This is a genomic window from Caulobacter sp. DWR3-1-2, from assembly GCF_049896225.1.
Taxonomy (GTDB): domain Bacteria; phylum Pseudomonadota; class Alphaproteobacteria; order Caulobacterales; family Caulobacteraceae; genus Caulobacter.
The window spans coordinates 147,645-166,050 of sequence record NZ_JAFCTW010000003.1; the positions used below are offsets into that span (position 1 = coordinate 147,645).

General features: G+C 64.8%; 16 protein-coding genes and 2 tRNA genes. 6 read left to right on the forward strand and 12 right to left on the reverse strand.

All coding sequences use genetic code 11. From position 1 onward, the window contains the following. The first annotated feature begins 27 nt into the window (after positions 1-27). Complete coding sequence (locus ACP696_RS05310; RefSeq protein ID WP_426043582.1) at positions 28-1,287, forward strand: glycosyltransferase; 1,260 nt, start codon at positions 28-30, stop codon at positions 1,285-1,287. Here the strand turns inward: ACP696_RS05310 and ACP696_RS05315 are convergent. The 5 genes from ACP696_RS05315 to clpX all read right to left on the reverse strand — a co-directional run bounded on the left by ACP696_RS05315 (position 1,277) and on the right by clpX (position 7,168). Beyond that, on the reverse strand, positions 1,277-2,443 hold the full coding sequence (locus tag ACP696_RS05315; protein WP_426011915.1) for an esterase-like activity of phytase family protein: 1,167 nt from the start codon (positions 2,441-2,443) through the stop codon (positions 1,277-1,279). The genes ACP696_RS05310 and ACP696_RS05315 overlap by 11 nt on opposite strands. Positions 2,444-2,515: 72 nt before the next feature. After that, a tRNA-Val gene (locus ACP696_RS05320) sits at positions 2,516-2,590 on the reverse strand. Positions 2,591-2,680: 90 nt separating this feature from the next. After that, a complete protein-coding gene (locus ACP696_RS05325) occupies positions 2,681-2,959 on the reverse strand; it encodes an HU family DNA-binding protein (RefSeq protein WP_007676465.1) in 279 nt (92 codons plus the stop codon). Positions 2,960-3,107: 148 nt separating this feature from the next. Further along, positions 3,108-5,507: an endopeptidase La gene (gene lon / locus ACP696_RS05330; RefSeq protein WP_426011916.1), complete on the reverse strand. Its 2,400-nt coding sequence runs from the start codon at positions 5,505-5,507 to the stop codon at positions 3,108-3,110. Between the two features lie 398 nt (positions 5,508-5,905). Next, on the reverse strand, positions 5,906-7,168 hold the full coding sequence (clpX, locus tag ACP696_RS05335; RefSeq protein WP_426011917.1) for an ATP-dependent protease ATP-binding subunit ClpX: 1,263 nt from the start codon (positions 7,166-7,168) through the stop codon (positions 5,906-5,908). A 353-nt stretch (positions 7,169-7,521) separates the two neighbouring features. On the opposite strand from clpX, the gene ACP696_RS05340 reads away from it, so the two are divergent. Continuing rightward, positions 7,522-8,193 carry an HAD-IB family hydrolase gene (locus ACP696_RS05340; protein WP_426011918.1) on the forward strand — a complete coding sequence of 224 codons (672 nt, stop codon included), beginning with the start codon at positions 7,522-7,524 and terminating at the stop codon, positions 8,191-8,193. Positions 8,194-9,054: 861 nt separating this feature from the next. Here the strand turns inward: ACP696_RS05340 and ACP696_RS05345 are convergent. The 3 genes from ACP696_RS05345 to ACP696_RS05355 all read right to left on the reverse strand — a co-directional run bounded on the left by ACP696_RS05345 (position 9,055) and on the right by ACP696_RS05355 (position 11,507). Beyond that, positions 9,055-9,681, reverse strand: coding sequence for an ATP-dependent Clp protease proteolytic subunit (locus tag ACP696_RS05345; protein WP_426011919.1), 627 nt, complete (start codon positions 9,679-9,681; stop codon positions 9,055-9,057). A gap of 177 nt (positions 9,682-9,858) precedes the next feature. Further along, positions 9,859-11,217, reverse strand: a complete 1,359-nt coding sequence (gene tig / locus ACP696_RS05350) for a trigger factor (protein WP_426011920.1) — start codon at positions 11,215-11,217, stop codon at positions 9,859-9,861. A 205-nt stretch (positions 11,218-11,422) separates the two neighbouring features. Next, a tRNA-Leu gene (locus ACP696_RS05355) sits at positions 11,423-11,507 on the reverse strand. 321 nt (positions 11,508-11,828) lie between these two features. Between ACP696_RS05355 and ACP696_RS05360 the strand changes: the two genes are divergently transcribed. Continuing rightward, positions 11,829-12,008: a hypothetical protein gene (locus tag ACP696_RS05360; protein WP_426011921.1), complete on the forward strand. Its 180-nt coding sequence runs from the start codon at positions 11,829-11,831 to the stop codon at positions 12,006-12,008. Here the strand turns inward: ACP696_RS05360 and ACP696_RS05365 are convergent. Both ACP696_RS05365 and ACP696_RS05370 read right to left on the reverse strand, forming a co-directional pair. Further along, a complete protein-coding gene (locus ACP696_RS05365) occupies positions 12,005-13,483 on the reverse strand; it encodes an NAD(P)H-hydrate dehydratase (protein WP_426011922.1) in 1,479 nt (492 codons plus the stop codon). The genes ACP696_RS05360 and ACP696_RS05365 overlap by 4 nt on opposite strands. 12 nt (positions 13,484-13,495) lie before the next feature. After that, positions 13,496-14,065, reverse strand: a complete 570-nt coding sequence (locus ACP696_RS05370) for a histidine phosphatase family protein (RefSeq protein ID WP_426011923.1) — start codon at positions 14,063-14,065, stop codon at positions 13,496-13,498. A 505-nt stretch (positions 14,066-14,570) separates the two neighbouring features. Here ACP696_RS05370 and ACP696_RS05375 point away from each other — a divergent pair. The 3 genes from ACP696_RS05375 to ACP696_RS05385 all read left to right on the forward strand — a co-directional run bounded on the left by ACP696_RS05375 (position 14,571) and on the right by ACP696_RS05385 (position 17,417). Then, the gene (locus tag ACP696_RS05375; protein WP_012286880.1) at positions 14,571-14,909 is read left to right on the forward strand and encodes a P-II family nitrogen regulator; all 339 of its coding nucleotides are present in this window, start codon (positions 14,571-14,573) and stop codon (positions 14,907-14,909) included. 39 nt (positions 14,910-14,948) lie between these two features. After that, the gene (gene glnA, locus ACP696_RS05380; RefSeq protein ID WP_426011924.1) at positions 14,949-16,358 is read left to right on the forward strand and encodes a type I glutamate--ammonia ligase; all 1,410 of its coding nucleotides are present in this window, start codon (positions 14,949-14,951) and stop codon (positions 16,356-16,358) included. A 168-nt stretch (positions 16,359-16,526) separates the two neighbouring features. After that, positions 16,527-17,417: an AraC family transcriptional regulator gene (locus tag ACP696_RS05385; RefSeq protein ID WP_426011925.1), complete on the forward strand. Its 891-nt coding sequence runs from the start codon at positions 16,527-16,529 to the stop codon at positions 17,415-17,417. A gap of 45 nt (positions 17,418-17,462) precedes the next feature. Here the strand turns inward: ACP696_RS05385 and ACP696_RS05390 are convergent, their stop codons facing one another. Together ACP696_RS05390 and ACP696_RS05395 are read right to left on the reverse strand one after the other, a co-directional pair. Further along, the gene (locus tag ACP696_RS05390) at positions 17,463-17,870 is read right to left on the reverse strand and encodes a putative quinol monooxygenase (RefSeq protein ID WP_426011926.1); all 408 of its coding nucleotides are present in this window, start codon (positions 17,868-17,870) and stop codon (positions 17,463-17,465) included. A 69-nt stretch (positions 17,871-17,939) separates the two neighbouring features. Further along, positions 17,940-18,293, reverse strand: coding sequence for a Kazal-type serine protease inhibitor domain-containing protein (locus ACP696_RS05395; RefSeq protein WP_426011927.1), 354 nt, complete (start codon positions 18,291-18,293; stop codon positions 17,940-17,942). Positions 18,294-18,406 lie beyond the last annotated feature (113 nt).

Genomic DNA, 18,406 nt, shown 5'->3' on the forward strand with positions numbered 1-18,406 from the left:
TTATGTTCGTTTAGGGTCCAGGGCGTGATGGCGCGGTTTCTGTTCACCACCTGGGAAGGCGGCGGCCACGTTCAGCCGATGCTGCTGGTCGCCCGCGATCTCATGACGCTCGGTCATGACGTTCTGGTGCTCAGCGACCCGTGCAACTGTCTGGACGCCGCGGCCTTGGACGTACCATTCGGCGCCTGGACGACCGCGCCGTTCCAGACCGGCAAGAGCCGCGATGATGACCGTCTGAGGGATTACGAGGCCGACAATCCGCTGGCGGTGATCCAGCGACTTCTGGACCGGGTCATGACGGGCCCGGCCCTTGCCTACGCCACTGACACCTTGGCGGCGACCGACGCCTTCGCGCCGGACGTGATCGTGTCGCAGGAACTGCTAACGGGGCCCATGGCGGCGGCAGAGGCGCGCGGACTGCCGCTGGCTCTGCTGGCCGCCAACATCTGGTCGCTGCCGACAATGGCCGGCGCCCCGCCGTTCGGGGCTGGCATGCTACCCGCGACCAGCGACGAGGAACGCGCCATGCACGCGATGGTCGGCCAGATGAGCCGCACCTTCTTCCAGGCGGGACTGCCCGACCTCAACGCCGCCCGCGCCGCGCTCGACCTGCCGCCGCTGAACGATGTGTTCGACCAATTGAATGTCGCAAGGTCCATCCTCCTGGCCACCAGCCAGGCCTTCGACTTCGCGCCCAGCCCCCTGCCCGCGCCGTTCGTCCATGTCGGTCCCTATCTGGCCGACCCAACCTGGGTCGAGCCATGCGCGCCGCCGGCCGCCGGCGGGCCGCTGGTGGTGGTCTCGTTTTCAAGCCTCTACCAGGCCCAGGAGGCAGTCTTGCGCGAGATCATCGCCGCCCTGGGGACGCTGGCGGTACGCGCGGTGGTGACCACGGGACCGGCGATCGATCCTGCCGAGTTCGAGGCTGCCGACAATGTGGCGGTCGTCCGCAGCGCGCCGCACGGGCGATTGCTGGCCCAGACTGCCCTGTTTATAACCCACGCCGGCCATGGCTCCACTCTGCGACCGCTGATGGCCGGCGTGCCGCTGCTGTGCCTGCCCATGGGTCGCGACCAGCACGACAACGCCGCCCGTGTCACTCATCGCGGCGCGGGCCTGACCCTAGCCGCCGACGCCAAGGCGCCGGTCATCGCGGCGGCCGTGAACCGTCTGCTCAACGAGCCGCGCTTCAAGGTCCGGGCTCAGGCCTTGGGCGAGCGCATTCAGGCTGACGAAGCGGCGCGCTCGGCGGCGACGAGCCTGGAGATTCTGGCGCTCAAGCCGTGAACGATTCGGCGAAGGTGACGCGGTAGAAAGCGGTTTGCCGCCCATCGACGCCGAAGTCGTTGTCCGTGCACAAAACCAGTTCGCGGTCGGAGAGCACCGCCATGCCCTCCAGATCGGCGTCGATATCGGGCCAGTCGTCGGTTGACAGCACCAGTGTCTTTCGCAGAAGCCTCTCGGACAGTTTCACGCGATAGATCTTCGACGTGCGCGAGATCCGCTCAAGGATCAGAAGCTGACCGTCGCCGACCGCCACCGCCTCGGAAACCTTCAAGTCCTTGCTCCCGATGCGCCCCGCATCGCGGTCACGTCGGAAACTGTCCGCGGGATCGAGGGGGTAAAGGTGCTCGGCCAGCGCCATTCCCGTCGTGGCGTCGAGCGTCCAAAGCCGGACATATCCCACGGCGTCGGCTTCGGGATCGTCCTCGGCCGCCAACGGGCTCTGCAAGAGGACATAAAGGCGGCGCTCATCCGGCGACAGAGCGATGGCCTCGAACCCTCGGTTCAATCGTCGCCGGGCCGCCAAGGCCGGCAGAACCCCGATCACGGGATAGGCCGCGCCCATCAACCCCGCCTCCACGCCGGTCGGGACCCAGCGCGCCAAAACCTCGCCGTCGGCCGCCACTACCAGGATCGAGGGTCCATATTCATCGGCGACCCGGAAGGTCCCATCTTCCAAGGCGACGACCCCTTCGGTGTCGGCCCCAGCCAAATTCGCGCCCAGCGGCGCTCCGGCCAAGTCGAAGGCGGGTTCCATCGCCGCCGTGTCCCCGACAGGAAGAGGCAGCCCGCTGAACGCCGCGCCATGGCTGTCGCGTAACGGCAGTGTCCGCAACAAGGTGACACCGTCGCCCTCGAGGCGGATCTGGACCAGCGTCGGACCGATGTCCGTCCGCGGCATCAGCTTGGCGCCGTCGACGCCGCGCAGCGGCTTCAGACGCTTCAATCCATGATCGTCGATCGCGGCGTTGATCTTGATATTGGGTCCACGATCCCCGATCGCCCACAACACGCCCGGCGGGTCGCTCGCTCGGCGCGCCAAACCCGAGCCCAGGCCCAGAGTGATCCGCAGACGCCCGCGCGGCGTCTCGACGTCATCGAGGCGCAGATCGACCCAGTCGAGACGCGTGACGGCGATGGGCGGGTCAGGACGCGACATGATCGATCAGTGCGGGGCGATCATAGGGATGTCCACAGCGGTGGCGGGAAGATCCAGCGCGCGACTTGGTAATGGTGGGCGGTGAGGGGATCGAACCCCCGACCCTCTCGGTGTAAACGAGACGCTCTACCGCTGAGCTAACCGCCCCTCAGAACGATGATGTGGGAGATACACCGTCCTGCATGGAAAAAGGCGGGACGCCTCGCGGCGTCCCGCCCTCGAAATCTGTGTACTGGCCTAGCCGTTCAGCGTGGTCTTCAGACCCTCGCCGACCTGAAACCGGGCGGTCTTGGACGCCGGGCGATTGACGGTCTCGCCGGTGCGCGGGTTGCGCGCGGTGCCAGCGGCGCGCGCAACAGCCTTGAAGGTGCCGAAGCCCACGAGGCGAACATCCTCGCCGGATTTCAGCGACGTGGTGACCGCGTCGATAAAGGCTTCCAGAGCGTCCTTCGCCTGATTCTTGTTGATGCCCGCCTTTTCGGCGATCGCCGTGACGAGTTCGGCTTTTGTGGTCATGTTGTTCTCCCAGCCATGAAAGCGGCGGCGCTGGCTACAGCTTACGCCGCTTCGCTCGGGCGGGAGTATGCGGGGTTCAGACGGCTCGTCAAACGAAGGCGGCGCGGAAATACTCCGCGCCGCCTAAGTTATCAACAATAAGTTACTGTCAGTGGGTCAGAACAGCGTCGCTATCGCCCTCTTCAACCTTCGCAGTTGCAGCAATTGGCTCATCCTCTTCCCGCCACTCGATTGGGGTGAGCGGACCGGTAAGCGCGTGTTTCAGCACTTCGTCGATCGCGGAGACTGGGATGATTTCCAAACCATCCTTCACGCTTTGCGGGACTTCGGCCAGATCCTTCTCGTTCTCCTGAGGGATCAGGACCGTCTTCACGCCCGAGCGCAACGCCGCCAGCAGCTTTTCCTTCAGGCCGCCGATGGCCGTCACCCGGCCACGCAAGGTGATCTCGCCAGTCATGGCGATGTCCTTGCGGATCGGAATGCCGGTCAGCACCGAGACCATGGCCACGGCCATGGCGGCGCCGGCCGACGGACCATCCTTGGGGGTCGCGCCGTCAGGAACGTGGATGTGGACGTCGGTCTTTTCAAAGATCGGCGGCTTGACGCCGAAATGGGTGGCCCGCGAGCGCACGTAGGACTGAGCCGCCGAGATCGACTCCTTCATCACGTCCTTGAGGTTGCCGGTCACTGTCATGCGACCCTTGCCCGGCATCTTCACGGCTTCGATGGTCAGGATCTCGCCGCCATATTCCGTCCAAGCCAGGCCGGTGACGATGCCGACCTGATCGACCTCGTCTGTCTCGCCATAGCGGAACTTCTGGACGCCAGCATATTTCGCCAGACGCTCATCGTCGATGGTGATCGAGGTGACCTTTTCGCGACCCAGGTCACGGACCGTCTTGCGCGCCAGGCCGCTCAGTTCGCGCTCGAGCGACCGCACGCCAGCTTCTCGCGTGTAGTAGCGGATCAGGTCCCGAATGGCCTTTTCCGGCACCACGAATTCGGTCGTCTTCAGGCCGTGGTCCTTCATCAACTTGGGCAGCACGTGGCGCTTGGCGATCTCCAGTTTCTCGTCCTCGGTGTAGCCGGGGATGCGGATGATTTCCATGCGGTCCAGCAGCGGCTGGGGCATGTTGAGGCTGTTGGCCGTGGTGACGAACATCACCTGGCTGAGGTCGTAGTCGACTTCCAGATAGTGGTCGCCGAAGGTCGAATTCTGAGCCGGGTCGAGCACTTCGAGCAGGGCCGAGGACGGGTCGCCGCGATAGTCGCTGCCCATCTTGTCGATCTCGTCCAGCAGGAAGAAGGCGTTGGTGGTTTTGGCCTTCTTCATGGTCTGGATGATCTTGCCGGGCATCGAACCGATATAGGTGCGCCGGTGACCACGGATCTCCGCCTCGTCTCGCACGCCGCCCAGCGAGATGCGGGCGAACTCGCGCCCGGTCGCCTTGGCCAGCGAACGGCCCAGCGAGGTCTTGCCGACGCCCGGAGGACCGACGAGGCACAGGATGGGCCCTTTCAGCGAGCCGGTGCGAGCCTGGACAGCCAGATATTCAAGGATACGTTCCTTGACCTTCTCCAGGCCGTAGTGGTCCTCCTCGAGCACCGCCTCGGCCTCGTTCAGATCGATTTTCTTGGTCTTGGCCTTGCCCCACGGGATCGACAGCATCCAGTCCAGATAGTTGCGGACCACGGTGCTTTCGGCCGACATCGGGCTCATGTTGCGCAGCTTCTTCAGTTCGCCCTCGGCCTTGGTCCGGGCTTCCTTGGACAGCTTGGTCTTCTTGATGCGCTTTTCGAGCTCGATCAGTTCGTCGCGCTGATCGTCAGGATCGCCCAGCTCGCGCTGGATCGCCTTCATCTGCTCGTTCAGGTAATATTCGCGCTGGGTCTTCTCCATCTGGCGCTTGACGCGCGAGCGGATCTTCTTCTCGACCTGCAGCACGGAGATCTCGCCCTCCATCAGGGCGAAGACCTTCTCCAGGCGTTTCACGATGTCGAAGATTTCCAGCAGGTTCTGCTTGTCGCCGATCTTCACCGACAAATGCGCGGCGATGCTGTCGGCCAGCTTGCCCGGCTCGGCGATCTGCGGGATCGAGGCCAGGGCCTCGGGCGGCACCTTCTTGTTCAGTTTGACGTAGTTCTCGAACTGCTCGACGACCGCGCGCGACAGGGCCTCGGCTTCGGGGCCAACGCCTTGGTCCTCGTTCACCTCGCCGACCTGGGCCTCGTAATAGGCCTCCTGGTCGGTGAAGCGCACCACGGCGGCGCGGCCCTTGCCTTCGACCAGCACCTTGACGGTGCCGTCGGGCAGTTTCAGCAGTTGCAGAACGGTGGCCAGAACGCCGACGTCATAGATGTCGGACGGCGAGGGGTCGTCGTCGGCCGAGTTCTTCTGGGTGACCAGAAGGATTTCCTTGCCGCCGCGCATCACCTCTTCAAGGGCGCGCACCGACTTGTCGCGGCCGACGAACAGCGGAACCACCATGTGCGGGAACACGACGATGTCCCGCAGGGGCAACACAGGAAGGGTACGAATCTCGGACATGATGCCTTTATACTCCTGGCCGTCGCGTTTTCTCGCGTTCAGCCACGCGGGCCGCCGTCACCCAGACGATGCGCCTGAGTCGTACGACCCGTCCGCCCGGGACTGAGCGGATGTTCGTTATTTATGTGGACCTTTTGCAACACGGTTCAAGCGCACTCGCCTCGTAGCGGCGACGGGTCGCGGTTTGGCGGCCAAGGTGCAACGCCCATGCCCCCTGGCGACCTTGGCTGTGCACGAACCTTGCCAATTTTATTGCCGAGACGCCTAAGTCGTTTCGTCGATAGTTCGCGGCGCCTGTCGCGGTGTCGATGGCGGCGTGTCGGAAAGAGCCTGGTGTGACGAAAAGAGCGCGCCCGGCAAGCCGAGCGCGCCCGATTTCGCAGCGAACGTCAGTGAGGTTAGGCCGAAGCCGCCCCACCCTTCTTCTCGGCGTAGATCAGCAGCGGCTGGGCCCGGCCTTCGACGACCTCGGCATTGACCACCACTTCCTCGACACCCTCGTAGTTGGGCAGTTCGAACATGGTCTCCAGCAAGATGCCTTCCATGATCGAACGCAGGCCGCGCGCGCCAGTCTTGCGCAGGATGGCCTTCTTGGCGACGCCATGCAGGGCGTCGTCGGTGAAGGTCAGGCCGATGTTCTCCATCTCGAACAGGCGCTGGTACTGCTTGACGAAGGCGTTTTTCGGCTCGGTCAAAATCTTCACCAGGGCGACCTCATCGAGGTCTTCCAGGGTGGCTATCACCGGCAGACGGCCGATAAATTCCGGGATCAGACCGAAGCGCTGCAGATCGTCCGGCTCGACATTGCGCAGGATCTCGCCCGTGCGACGCTCTTCCGGATCCGCCACCTTGGCGCCGAAGCCGATCGACTTGCCTTGGCCGCGCGCCGAGATGATGCGCTCCAGGCCCGCGAAGGCCCCGCCGCAGATGAACAGGATGTTGGTTGTGTCAACCTGCAGGAATTCCTGCTGCGGATGCTTGCGCCCGCCCTGCGGCGGCACGGAGGCCACCGTGCCTTCCATGATCTTCAGCAGGGCCTGCTGCACGCCCTCGCCGGACACGTCGCGGGTGATTGACGGATTGTCAGACTTGCGGCTGATCTTGTCGATTTCATCGATATAGACGATGCCGCGCTGAGCCCGCTCGACGTTGTAATCGGCGGCCTGCAGAAGCTTCAGCACGATATTCTCGACGTCTTCACCCACATAGCCGGCTTCGGTCAGGGTGGTGGCGTCGGCCATCGTGAATGGCACGTCGATGATTCGAGCCAGGGTCTGGGCCAGCAGCGTCTTGCCCGTACCGGTCGGACCGACCAGCAGGATGTTGGATTTGGCCAACTCGACATCGTTGTTCTTCGAAGCGTGGTTCAGGCGCTTGTAATGGTTGTGCACAGCAACCGCGAGAACCTTCTTGGCGTGACTTTGCCCGATCACGTAATCGTCCAGGACTTCACAGATCTCGCGCGGCGTGGGCACGCCATCCTTGGACTTCACGAAGGCGATCTTGTGCTCTTCACGGATGATATCCATGCAGAGTTCGACGCATTCATCACAGATGAACACCGTCGGACCCGCGATGAGCTTACGCACCTCGTGCTGGCTCTTCCCGCAGAAAGAACAGTACAGGGTGCTCTTGGTGTCGCCGCTCGCGGCTTTCGTCATGGTCGCTTCTCACGCTAGGGCGGTCCAGGCCAGAACCGGAACCGCCGACTCCTATGCGCCCAACTCGCCACCGAAGCGGCAGGTTATACGCCGGGAGTTGTCTAATCCTTGACATTCCCCGATCCGGACGCACCGCACAAGCCTTGGAGCCGTTTTACAGCCCCCAAGTTCGTGGATGGTGTGTGCGGTTTCATGGAATTCTTCTCTAAGATGGCGTTCCGACACGTCAACGCAAGCCGGAGGTGGTTCGCTCCAACGTCTCGTTTGCCACAAACGGCGATGGCCTTAGGTGACGACTGCGGAATCGTGATGCAAGGCCGTCGAGTTTGCAGGGCGCGCAAGCGCGGAGACGCATGGCGAAACGTTCACTGATGGCCAAGGGGCTGACGGCGTCGACCCCGATGATGGGCGACATGCACGAGGGTCCACCCCTGGTGGCCTTCGATTTCGATGGCACACTGACGGTCCGAGACAGCTTCACAGCCTTTCTGAAATGGCGGGTCAGCCCGGCGCGTCACGCCTTGGGCATGATCCGCCTGGCGCCTGCCGCCGTGGCCTACCTGTTCGACCGCAACCGGGGCAAGATCAAGGCCGCCGCCGTGCGCGAGTTCCTCCGCGGTGTCAGCCTGGAGCGACTTGAGCGGGACGCCCGCGCCTTCGCCCAGTCCGAGGCGCCCAAGCTGTTTCGCCCCGACGCCTTGGCCGTCTGGCGGCGCTGGCGGGCCAAGGGCGCCAAGCTGGTGATCGTCACCGCCTCGCCCGACATGATCGTCGCCCCCTTCGCTCGAGGCCTGGGCGCCGACCTGCTGATTGGCTCGCGCCTGGCCCTCGACCTCAACGACAAGATCACGGGCGCGCTGCTGGGTCCCAACTGCCGGGGCCCGGAAAAGGTCGTGCGGCTGCGCGAGCAATTCGGCGACGATATGTCGCTGGCCGCCGCCTATGGCGACACCTCCGGCGACCGCGAGATGCTGGCGATCGCCCACGAGAAGGGCTACCGGATTTTCCGCGGCAAGCCGGGGTAAAGGCCCTCCCCATGGGGAAGGCTGTCGCGAAGTGACCGGTGGGGCGCGTTGTAGGGTCGTCGATCATCGGGTCGTCCGTTATCCGATCACTCCCCCCTCAGTCGGCTCCGCCGATACCTCCCCCAAAAGTGGGAGGACTTGATGGACACGACTTCGCCGCTTCACGCGGCGGGCCGCTGAAGGTGTGGGAAGGGCCGCGGAGCGCCGGGCTGAGCCCGGAATCTTTGTAGGAAATACCGTTTCGACTCAGACCGACGCTCCGCGCGATCCTTATCCGGGAGCGACCGGCGTTCGGCGCTATTGGCGCCTCGCCGATCGAAGCCCCCGACGGGCGGGCCGGGCTCGCGTCGCCCAGTCCCGGAACGCCTGCGTCACCGCGAGCCTGTCGTCTCGTCCGCCCTCACCCCACGCCGTACTTGTGTTCCACGCCCGGCCGGCACCAAAAGGATGGAGTCACGCCCCCTCGCGGAGCCGCAGCCGACGAGCACAGCCGCTCGACCGCACCCCAAGGCCGCGAAGGTCGCAAGCCTTAGCCCCCTCCCCATCGCCTTGAAGCCCGTTGATTATGCAGCGCCGTCAAACGCGGAGGATAAGTCTATTTTCGGCGTTGAATTTGTTGGGGAAACACGCCGGGAGCGATGAGCGAGAACCTATTTTTGCCGTCGCCGTTGGTGATCTGGAGGTCTGCTTGCCGCTCGGGCGCTAACAGCCGCTTTCGACCCTTTGCCAGACAATCGAAAGGTCTGCTTAGCGGCGCCCCCCCCCGGGGGGCACACCCCTGCCCGCATCAGCGGGTTCCGGACAAGAAAAAAGCCGCCGACCTCGCGGGCGGCGGCTTCATCTCGCGAAAGAGAAAGGCCCTTAGGCCTTCTCGTCCGCCTCGTCGCGGCTTTCGTTGATGTGGTCGATCAAGCCCCAGGCCTTGGCTTCCTCGGCGCTCATGAAGTTGTCGCGGTCCAGGTCGCGCTCGACCTCTTCATAGGTCCGCCCGCAGTGCTTGACGTAGATTTCGTTCAGGCGACGCTTGGTCTTCGAGATGTCCTCGGCGTGGCGCACGATGTCCGAGGCCTGGCCACGGAAACCGCCCGAGGGCTGGTGAACCATGATGCGGGCGTTCGGCAGGGCGATACGCTGGCCGGGCGCGCCAGCGCAGAGCAGCAGGCTGCCCATCGAGGCCGCCATGCCCATGCACACCGTCGAAACGGGGCTCTTGATGTATTGCATCGTGTCGTAGATCGCCAAGCCCGACGTGACCACGCCACCCGGCGAGTTGATGTACATGGCGATCTCCTTCTTGGGGTTCTCGGACTCCAAGAAGAGCAGCTGGGCGCAGATCAGGCTGGCCATGCCGTCTTCGACGGGACCGGTCAGGAAGATGATCCGCTCTTTCAGCAGACGGGAGAAAATATCGAACGCCCGCTCGCCGCGGCTGGTCTGTTCGACCACCATCGGGACGAGGTTCATGGCCGTCGCCATCGGATCATACATAGGGATCGCCCTTTTCATTGTGTCTGGGCGGCGCGAGCGAATCAGCCCCTGCGCGCCGTCGCTCTCGCATATCGCGTGGCGCTTAACAGGTTGCAAGGAGCCGGCGCGACGCTTGCGCCATGAAAAAGGGCGCGCCCCTCGCGGGCCGCGCCCTGTTCACGTCAAATGATGGAGGCCTTAGCCGCCATAGCCTTCCGGAAGATCGTCTTCTTCCATCAGCTCTTCCTTGGAGACTTCCTTTTCCTCGATCTTGGCCTGGCCGAAGATCAGGTCGACAACCTTGTCCTCGTAGATCGGGGCGCGCAGGGCGGCCTGAAGGTCGGCGCGCTGGCGGTACATGTCGAACACCTGCTGGGCTTGCGCGCCATATTGGCGGGCTTCGCGCATCATGGCGTCGGCCAGTTCCTGCTCGGTGACGGCCACGTCGTTCTTGCGGCCGATCTCGGCGAGCACCAGACCCAGGCGCACGCGGCGCTCGGCGATCTTGCGGTACTCGTCCTTCAGCTGGTCTTCGCTCTTGCCTTCGTCCTCGGGCGACAGGCCGCCTTGGGTCTTGTCGGCCTGCACCTGTTGCCAGATGCCGTCGAACTCGGCGTCGACCATGCGCGGCGGCAGCGGGAAATCATGCTTGGTGTCGAGAACGTCCAGCAGGGCGCGCTTCAGCTTGAAGCGCGAGCTGTTGCTGTAGCGACCTTCCAGGTTCGACTTGAGCAGGTCCTTCAGCGCGGCCAGGTCCGACAGACCCAGGCGCTTGGCCAGCTCGTCGTCGGGCTCGGCGTCGACCGGGGCGCGCACTTCCTTGACGGTGGTGACAAACTCAGCGGCCTTGCCGGCCAGGTTGGCGGCTTGGTAATCGGCCGGGAAGTCGACCTTGACGGTGACGACGTCTTCCGGCTTGGCGCCGACCAGCTGGGCCTCGAAGCCCGGGATGAATTGATTCGAACCGAGCGTCAGCTCGGCGTCGGTCGCCGTGCCGCCATCGAAGGCCACGCCGTCGATGGTGCCGACGAAGTCGATCACCAGCTGGTCGCCGTCCTTGGCCTTCAGCGACTTGCCCTTACGCGGCTCATAGGTTCGGGCCTGCTTGGCCAGGTCGGCCAAGGCCTCATCGGTCTCGGCGTCGGAGACTTTGTAGACCGGCTTGACCAGCTCGATCGAGGCCGGATCGATCGGCTCGAACTCGGGCATGACCTCGACGGCCAGGTCGAAGGCCAGGTCTTCGCCGCCGGCCAGAACCTTGTCCATGTCGGACGAGGGCTTTAGGTCGGGCTGGCCTGCCGGGCGCAGCTTGTTGTCGTCCAGAACCTTCTGGGCGCCTTCGTTCAGCGTCGCCTCGATGACTTCACCCATCAGGGCCTTGCCGTAGAGGCGGCGAACGTGGGCGGTCGGCACCTTGCCAGGGCGGAAGCCCTTGACGTTCATCTGAGGCGCGACCTCGGCGATCCGGGCCGTAAGACGCGTGGCGAGTTCACTCGCGGGCACCGTCACGCCATAAACACGGCTGAGGCCTTCGCCCGACTTTTCTACGATCTGCATCGACATTCTTAGCTTCTCGGCTCTTCGGGCGTTCGCGCCCGTCGTCCGCCCCAGGGGACAAAACATCAAAGCCGCCCACGTCACCGGGGCGGCGAAAGAGCGCCCTTATGTCACGCGTTTGGCGACCATCCAAGGGCGTTGGCGCCCGCCAGGCGAAAGACCCGGCGGATTTGGCGCGTCCGCCAGGCTGGGGGCCCAGCGGGCTTGGTGCGGATGAGAGGACTCGAACCTCCACGCCTCTCGGCGCTAGAACCTAAATCTAGTGCGTCTACCAGTTTCGCCACATCCGCGCCGTGCGCCGAAGGCGGGTTAGACATGCCGGGCGGGCTTGGCAAGTCGCGAGGCGATCGAAGCTTGCCGCGACGTATCAGAAACCTCGTCGCGGCCGGCGTTTTCGCGCAATCAGGAAATATCGTTGATAATCTGGAACCACATGCACGGCCGCTGGTTATGATGATGTCCGACGCTGTTGAAAAACGCTTCGGATTCACACCGGCCCGGGCCATGCCCCCCCGACTGACGCCCGGGCCGGTGTTTCTGCTTCCCAGACAAGGCGCGCTCGCACGGGACCTGTCCCGCCACGGATGGTTTGGCGTCTGATCTGAAAGCAAGTGATCGAAACAATCGAAATTGTCGAAAGCCAAAATGACTGGACGGTAAAGCCTGGTCCACGAGTCCTGTTCACCGACACCGTCGAAGACAGGCCGTTCCGCGCCGCGCGGGCCATCAGCGACCCGATGTTCGACGAGGGGCTCTCCAGTCAAGTGATCCTGGTCCGCCTGCAAAGCTAAGCGGGACGGCTTCCGAAGCTCGTCGCGAGCAGTCTGGCCAAGACGGCCGGGGCGAGGCCCGGGAGATCCTCGGCGATCAGGCCCGGTCCGTGCGCCGACCCAGCCTCGGCGTGAATCCAGGCACCCGCGCAGGCCGCCTCGAAACTCTCCATACCCTGGGCGATGAGCCCGGCGATAAATCCCGCCAGAACGTCGCCAGACCCCGCCGTGGCCAACCAAGGTGTGCCGTTCAGGCTGACGGCGGCCCGCCCGTCAGGCGCGGCGACAACCGTGTCGGGGCCCTTCAACAGCACGACGGCGCCTGCCCGCCGTGCGGCTTCCCGCGCCGCCGTGATCCGTTCGGGCGAAGCGGCCAGCAGACCTGGAAAAACCCGTTCGAACTCGCCCGGATGCGGGGTCAGCACATCGTCGCGGTCCAGGGCCGAGAACAGGGCGGCCGGGTCGTGCGCGAAGCTGGTCAGGGCGTCGGCGTCCACCACCAGCGCCGCGCCGGTGCGCGCCAGGGCGAACAGGCGCCGCATGGTCCCCTCACCCACCCCAGCCGCTGGTCCAATCACCACGGCGTCGGCGTGTTCCGCGCGAGCGTGCAGGTCGATCTCGGTCTCGAAGGGCGCCAACATCACCGCTTCCAGATGGGCGGCGTTGGCGGCCAAGGCTCCGGGAGGCGACAGCACAGTCACCACGCCGGCCCCGATGCGCAGCCCCGCTCGCGCCGCCAGTCGCGCCGCGCCCGTGCTCCAGGCCTCGCCGCTCACCACCATGAGCCGGCCTCGGGCGTGCTTGTGTGCGTCGACCGCGGGCCAGGGAAAGCCCGCAGCCCACAGCGAAGGGGTGTTTTCAAACAGATCGCCCTGCCCGCTTGAGCCCAAGCCGATGTCGGCCACCACGACCTCGCCGCACGCCGCTCGGCCAACCGCCAGGGCGTGGGCTGGTTTGCGGCGATGGAAGGTCACCGTGAGTTCAGCCGTCAGCGCCCATTCGCCCAAACGCTGGCCAGTATCGCCCAGAACGCCGCTGGGCACATCGACGGCGACGATCCGTCGTCCCTCGGGTCCTTCCCTCGCCAGTCTTTCAGCCTCGCCCTCAAGTGGGCGCGAAAGCCCCGCGCCGAAAAGACAATCGACATGGAGGACGTCGCGATCGGCCGGACTCGAGCCAAATCCAGTCAGGGGACCCGTCTCGCCTTTCCAGCCTGAAGCCGCCCAGCGCGCCGCCGGACTCGCGGGCGGGGCGAGCGCCTCGACGCGGACGGGCCAGCCGCGACGCCGCAGGCGCCGGGCGACGACATAGCCGTCGCCGCCGTTGTCGCCAGGTCCGCACCAGACCACGACCGGGCGACGCGAATATCGGTCGCGGATGACCTCCGCGACGGCGCGCCCCGCCCGCTCCATCAGGGTGGTGATCGGCGTCCCGGCTTCGACGGCGGCGCGATCGGCCGCAGACAGTTCGGCGACGGTCATGATCTCGCGCGGCATCACGACTCCCGCCTACAGCACCTGGGTCGAAGCTTCGCGTCCGTTCTCGATCAGGATCAAGTCGTCATTGATCAGATCGAACACCGTGACCGACACGTGGTCGGGCCGAAACGCCGCAACCTGCGTCTGCCCAGTCGCCACCGACACCACCGCGTTCAGCGCCACGAAATGGCTAAACACCGCCGCCCCCGGATACGACGCGACGGCTCGCGCCACCTCTCGTGTCCAGGCCACATAGTCGAGCTCACCCCGAATATCGCTCCACGCGCCTTCGAAGGCCGTGCGCAGCCAGGCCGGCCGCTCTTCCGCCGATAGGACTTCGGGGGTCGGTATTTCGCCGACGCGGGGGTCGATTTCCACCATCATGCCCAGGGCGTCGGCCAGGGGCTGGGCGGTCTCGCGGCAGCGACGCAGCGGCGAGCTAACCACCCGATCGGGGCGCTCGCCGTCTGGCAGCGCCAGCAGGATGTCGGCGACTGCCCTGGCCTGCGCCTGCCCCACGGCGTCGAGGCCCGGATCCTGATCCGCCCCACCCCAGGTCGACGCCGGCCGACCATGGCGGATCATGTGAACGCGGCTCATCAGTCTGCCCCCTGTCTGGAGAATAATCCTCGCAAGACGATTGGCGATGGCCCGGCGGTCACGCTTGAAGCGAGCGCATGGGCGCCACTCACCATCGAGACGACCAGACGCGCAAAAACCGACCCAGGGCCGCGCCGCGCCACGACCGAGCCTTCCGCCGCAATCTTCAGCAGTTTTGCAGTCGACGATGCATTTTTCGCCATTAGACGATGAACGCCTTTCAGCGATCCAGCGCATGGTGATGCGGTATCTGGCAAGTTCGGCCCTATCGAAACGATCGTTTCCGCCATCCTAGGTCGCTAAACCCGACCTGCAAGTCGGTTTCCCGAGCCAAACCCACACTGGCGCGATTTCGGGCTCTTGGCGCCTATATTTCAGTCAATGCGAGAATGGCGGCGGAGGCAGCGCACGAAACCGCGTCGGGCCGCTTGTGGCGCCTGGGGCGGGCGTGCTCCGTGCCGCTCTGTCAGCGGCGCCCGCGCCGTTTCGGCGTGAAAGAAGTCTGATGAAAAAGATCGAAGCCATCATCAAGCCGTTCAAGCTGGATGAGGTCAAAGAAGCGCTTCAGGACATGGGCGTGCAGGGCATGACCGTGCTGGAAGCCAAGGGCTATGGCCGCCAGAAGGGCCACACCGAGCTCTATCGCGGCGCAGAGTACGTTGTCGACTTCCTCCCCAAGATCAAGGTCGAGGTCGTAGTCGAGGATAGCCAACTCGAACCCGCCCTCGAGGCCATCACCAACGCCGCCCGCACAGGCCGCATCGGCGACGGCAAGATTTTCGTTTCGGAGATCACGGAAGTCGTCCGCATCCGCACCGGAGAAACCGGCCCCGCCGCCGTCTAGGCCCGGGCTGTCACCGCTTAACGCTCAAAGGGGATAACTATGAGCACCGCCAAGCAAATCCTGGATATGATCAAGGAAAAGGACGTCAAGTATGTTGACGTTCGCTTCACCGACGTTCGCGGCAAGATGCAGCACGTCACCTTCGACATTGATCTGGTCGACGATGACTTCCTGAACGACGGCACCATGTTCGACGGCTCGTCGATCGCCGGCTGGAAGGCCATCAACGAGTCGGACATGAAGCTGCGTCCCGACCTGTCGACCGCGATCATCGACCCCTTCTACCAGCAGACCACGCTGTGCCTGTTCTGCGACGTGGTGAACCCCGACGATGGCACCCCCTACAACCGCGACCCTCGCTCGATCTCCAAGGCCGCCCTGAACTACGTCAAGGCCTCGGGCATCGGCGACACGGTGTTCTTTGGCCCGGAAGCCGAGTTTTTCATCTTCGACGACGTCAAGTGGTCCACTGACCCGCACAACACCGGCTACAGCTACGACGCCAGCGAACTGCCGACGAACACCGGCAGGACCTATCCCGAAGGCAACATGGGCCACCGCCCGGGCCCCAAGGGCGGCTATTTCCCGGTCAATCCGGTCGATAGCGCCCAGGACCTGCGCGGCGAAATGCTGGCCGTGATGGGCGAACTCGGCATGAAGCCGGAAAAGCATCACCACGAAGTGGCGCCCGCCCAGCACGAACTCGGCTTGAAGTTCGACACCATGGTAGTGATGGCCGACCGCCTGCAGCTCTACAAGTACGTGATCCACAACGTGGCCCACGCCTATGGCAAGACGGCCACCTTCATGGCCAAGCCGATGTTCGGCGACAACGGCTCGGGCATGCACGTGCACCAGTCGATCTGGGGCGACGGCAAGCCGCTGTTCGCCGGCGACAAGTACGCGGGCCTGTCGGACATGTGCCTGTGGTACATCGGCGGCATCATCAAGCACGCCAAGGCGATCAACGCGTTCTCGAACTCCACCACCAACTCGTACAAGCGCCTGGTGCCCGGCTATGAAGCCCCGGTGAAGCTGGCCTATTCGGCCCGCAACCGCTCGGCCTCGATCCGCATCCCGCACGTCGACTCGCCCAAGGGCAAGCGCCTGGAAGCCCGCTTCCCCGACCCGATGGGCAACCCGTACCTGACCTTCACGGCGCTGCTGATGGCGGGCTTGGACGGCATCAACAACAAGATCGATCCGGGCGCGCCCGCCGACAAGAACCTGTACGACCTGCCGCCGCGCGAGCAGAAGAAGATCCCGGAAGTCTGCGGTTCGCTCCGCGAAGCCCTGGAGAACCTCGACAAGGACCGCGCCTTCCTGAAGGCCGGCGGGGTTATGGATGACGACTTCATCGACAGCTACATCGAGCTGAAAATGGAAGAAGTGATGCGCCTGCAACTGCACCCGCACCCGGTTGAATTCGACATGTACTACAAGTGCTAAGCTTCGCGGCTTGGTGAGACGGAAGAGGCCCGCTGAGCGATCCGCGGGCCTTTTTCTTTGGCGATCGTCTGGTGTTGGGGGGCGTCACCGCGACCGCGGCCGCTCCAAACCGCAAGATCGGTCGAGCGCGCAACAGCCTGGTCCGCCAAGCTAGGATCGTCACAACGGATGAGGACGATGACGGCGGCGCTGAACCATTACCATGCCCGGATGCAGAAGGTGCTCGATCACATCGACCGGCACCTGGACGGCGATCTGGACCTGGATGCGATGAGCAGCGTCGCGGCGTTTTCCAAGTTCCATTTCCACCGGCAGTTCAAGGCGACCTTCGGGCTGTCCCTGCATCGCTATGTCCAGTTGGCCCGCATGCGGCAGGCCTCGAAACAACTGGCGCACGAGCGGGGTCAGAGCGTCACCGATATCGCCTTGGACGCCGGCTACGAGACGCCCGACGCCTTCGCCCGCGCCTTTCGGCAAAGGTTTGCGCAGTCGCCGTCGAGTTTCCGGAAATCTCCCGACTGGGAGCCGTGGCTTCAGGCGTTCACGCCGCTTAACTCAGCCAGGAGCAAGATCATGCCGACGACCTTCACCCCCGACCAGGTGACCATCCTCGACGTCGCGCCGACCCGCGTGGCCATGTTCGAGCATCGGGGCGATCCCGAGACCCTCGACATCACCATCCAGCGCTTCATCGCCTGGCGCAAAGCCGCCGGTATGTCGCCCAAGACCCATCCGACCTTCAACATCTGGCGCTCCGAGCGGCGCCCTGCCGATCCCGCCGACTACAGCATGGATCTCTGCGTCGGCGTCGGCGCCGATCAACCGATCGACACCGGTGACGAGACGGTCAAGGCCGGCGAAATCCCCGGCGGACGCTGCGCCGTGCTGCGCGTGACCGGCGACACCCACAATCTGGAGCCCGCCGCCCTTTACCTGTACCGCGACTGGTTGCCGGCCAGCGGCGAGGAGATGCGCGACTTTCCCATCTACTGCCAACGCTTCTTCCTGGACGAACCGGAGCAGGGCACGGCAGCAGAGCTACATTTGCCGTTGAAGTGAGCGGGCGTCTCTATCTCAGATGGATATCGGGCAGGAGCCGATCCCTCAGCCCAGCCCCACGCCGCCTACCGGCATGGTCTCGAACCGGTGACCAAACCCCGCGATGATCGGGCGGGCCTTGGCGATGGCGGCCTGGACAGCCGGCAGTTTCAGCGAGGCGGCATGGCTTTCCTTGTCGGCCCACACCTCGGTGATCCACAGGGCGTCGTGGTTGGTGGCGTCTTTGGCGAGGATGTAGCTGAGATTGCCGGGCATACCGCCCGTGCTCTGCGCCAGGATGGCGATCACGTCGTCGCGTTTGCCTGGGGCGGCGATCATCTGGCCGATCAGTCCGTACATGCTCTTGGTTTCCTGGGCGTGGGCGGTTGTGGCGACCGTCGTGGCGGCGAGCGCAACGCCGCCCGCTAACACGGTGCGTCGCGGCAAGCCGTCTGTGGAATGAGGGTAGGTCATGAGTCCTCCAGCGGCCATCCTCACCGAAGGCTGGCCGCATGATGTCAGCAGTGAATGCAATCAGCCTGTCTAGGCCTTGCAGGCGCCGTCGGTCGCGACGTTGGCTCCCTGGGCGGCTGCGGTGCAGGCGCTGGAATAGGTCTTGCCATCGCAGCCGCACACCGGGGCATAGATCTTCGTGCACATCTGGGACGGCTTGCGGCAGGTCCCCGCCCCGTCGGCGACATGGCATTGGCCGGCCGGCATCTGGCAGCTCAGCCCCTCACCGCACTGGAAGCCGGCGAAGCCGGCGCACATCCCGCCTTCGGCGACCGGCGTCCGGTGCGAGGTGGGCGGCGGGGTCGAAGGACCCGTGGGTCCAGCGGCGCTGCAGCCCAACAGGGTCAGGGCGGCGAGGACAATGGTCAGGGGTCGCCAGGTCATCGACGGTCTCCGGGTTTCGAGGCAAAGGGAAGGCGCATCCTGGCACGCCCGGCCAAGCCGCGGCAAATGGCGCGCCGGTCGCGCCATCCACCCCTTTTCTTCCCACCAAGCGC

Excerpts from the sequence above, each read along its gene's own strand:
- ACP696_RS05395 (WP_426011927.1), bottom strand. The coding sequence starts at position 18,293 with ATGACCTGGCGACCCCTGACCATTGTCCTCGCCGCCCTGACCCTGTTG.
- ACP696_RS05315 (WP_426011915.1), bottom strand. The coding sequence starts at position 2,443 with ATGTCGCGTCCTGACCCGCCCATCGCCGTCACGCGTCTCGACTGGGTC.
- clpX (WP_426011917.1), bottom strand. The coding sequence starts at position 7,168 with ATGACGAAAGCCGCGAGCGGCGACACCAAGAGCACCCTGTACTGTTCT.
- ACP696_RS05365 (WP_426011922.1), bottom strand. The coding sequence starts at position 13,483 with ATGCCGCGCGAGATCATGACCGTCGCCGAACTGTCTGCGGCCGATCGC.
- ACP696_RS05375 (WP_012286880.1), top strand. The coding sequence starts at position 14,571 with ATGAAAAAGATCGAAGCCATCATCAAGCCGTTCAAGCTGGATGAGGTC.
- ACP696_RS05340 (WP_426011918.1), top strand. The coding sequence starts at position 7,522 with ATGGCGAAACGTTCACTGATGGCCAAGGGGCTGACGGCGTCGACCCCG.
- lon (WP_426011916.1), bottom strand. The coding sequence starts at position 5,507 with ATGTCCGAGATTCGTACCCTTCCTGTGTTGCCCCTGCGGGACATCGTC.
- ACP696_RS05370 (WP_426011923.1), bottom strand. The coding sequence starts at position 14,065 with ATGAGCCGCGTTCACATGATCCGCCATGGTCGGCCGGCGTCGACCTGG.
- glnA (WP_426011924.1), top strand. The coding sequence starts at position 14,949 with ATGAGCACCGCCAAGCAAATCCTGGATATGATCAAGGAAAAGGACGTC.
- ACP696_RS05325 (WP_007676465.1), bottom strand. The coding sequence starts at position 2,959 with ATGACCACAAAAGCCGAACTCGTCACGGCGATCGCCGAAAAGGCGGGC.
- ACP696_RS05390 (WP_426011926.1), bottom strand. The coding sequence starts at position 17,870 with ATGACCTACCCTCATTCCACAGACGGCTTGCCGCGACGCACCGTGTTA.
- ACP696_RS05310 (WP_426043582.1), top strand. The coding sequence starts at position 28 with ATGGCGCGGTTTCTGTTCACCACCTGGGAAGGCGGCGGCCACGTTCAG.
- ACP696_RS05385 (WP_426011925.1), top strand. The coding sequence starts at position 16,527 with ATGAGGACGATGACGGCGGCGCTGAACCATTACCATGCCCGGATGCAG.
- tig (WP_426011920.1), bottom strand. The coding sequence starts at position 11,217 with ATGCAGATCGTAGAAAAGTCGGGCGAAGGCCTCAGCCGTGTTTATGGC.
- ACP696_RS05345 (WP_426011919.1), bottom strand. The coding sequence starts at position 9,681 with ATGTATGATCCGATGGCGACGGCCATGAACCTCGTCCCGATGGTGGTC.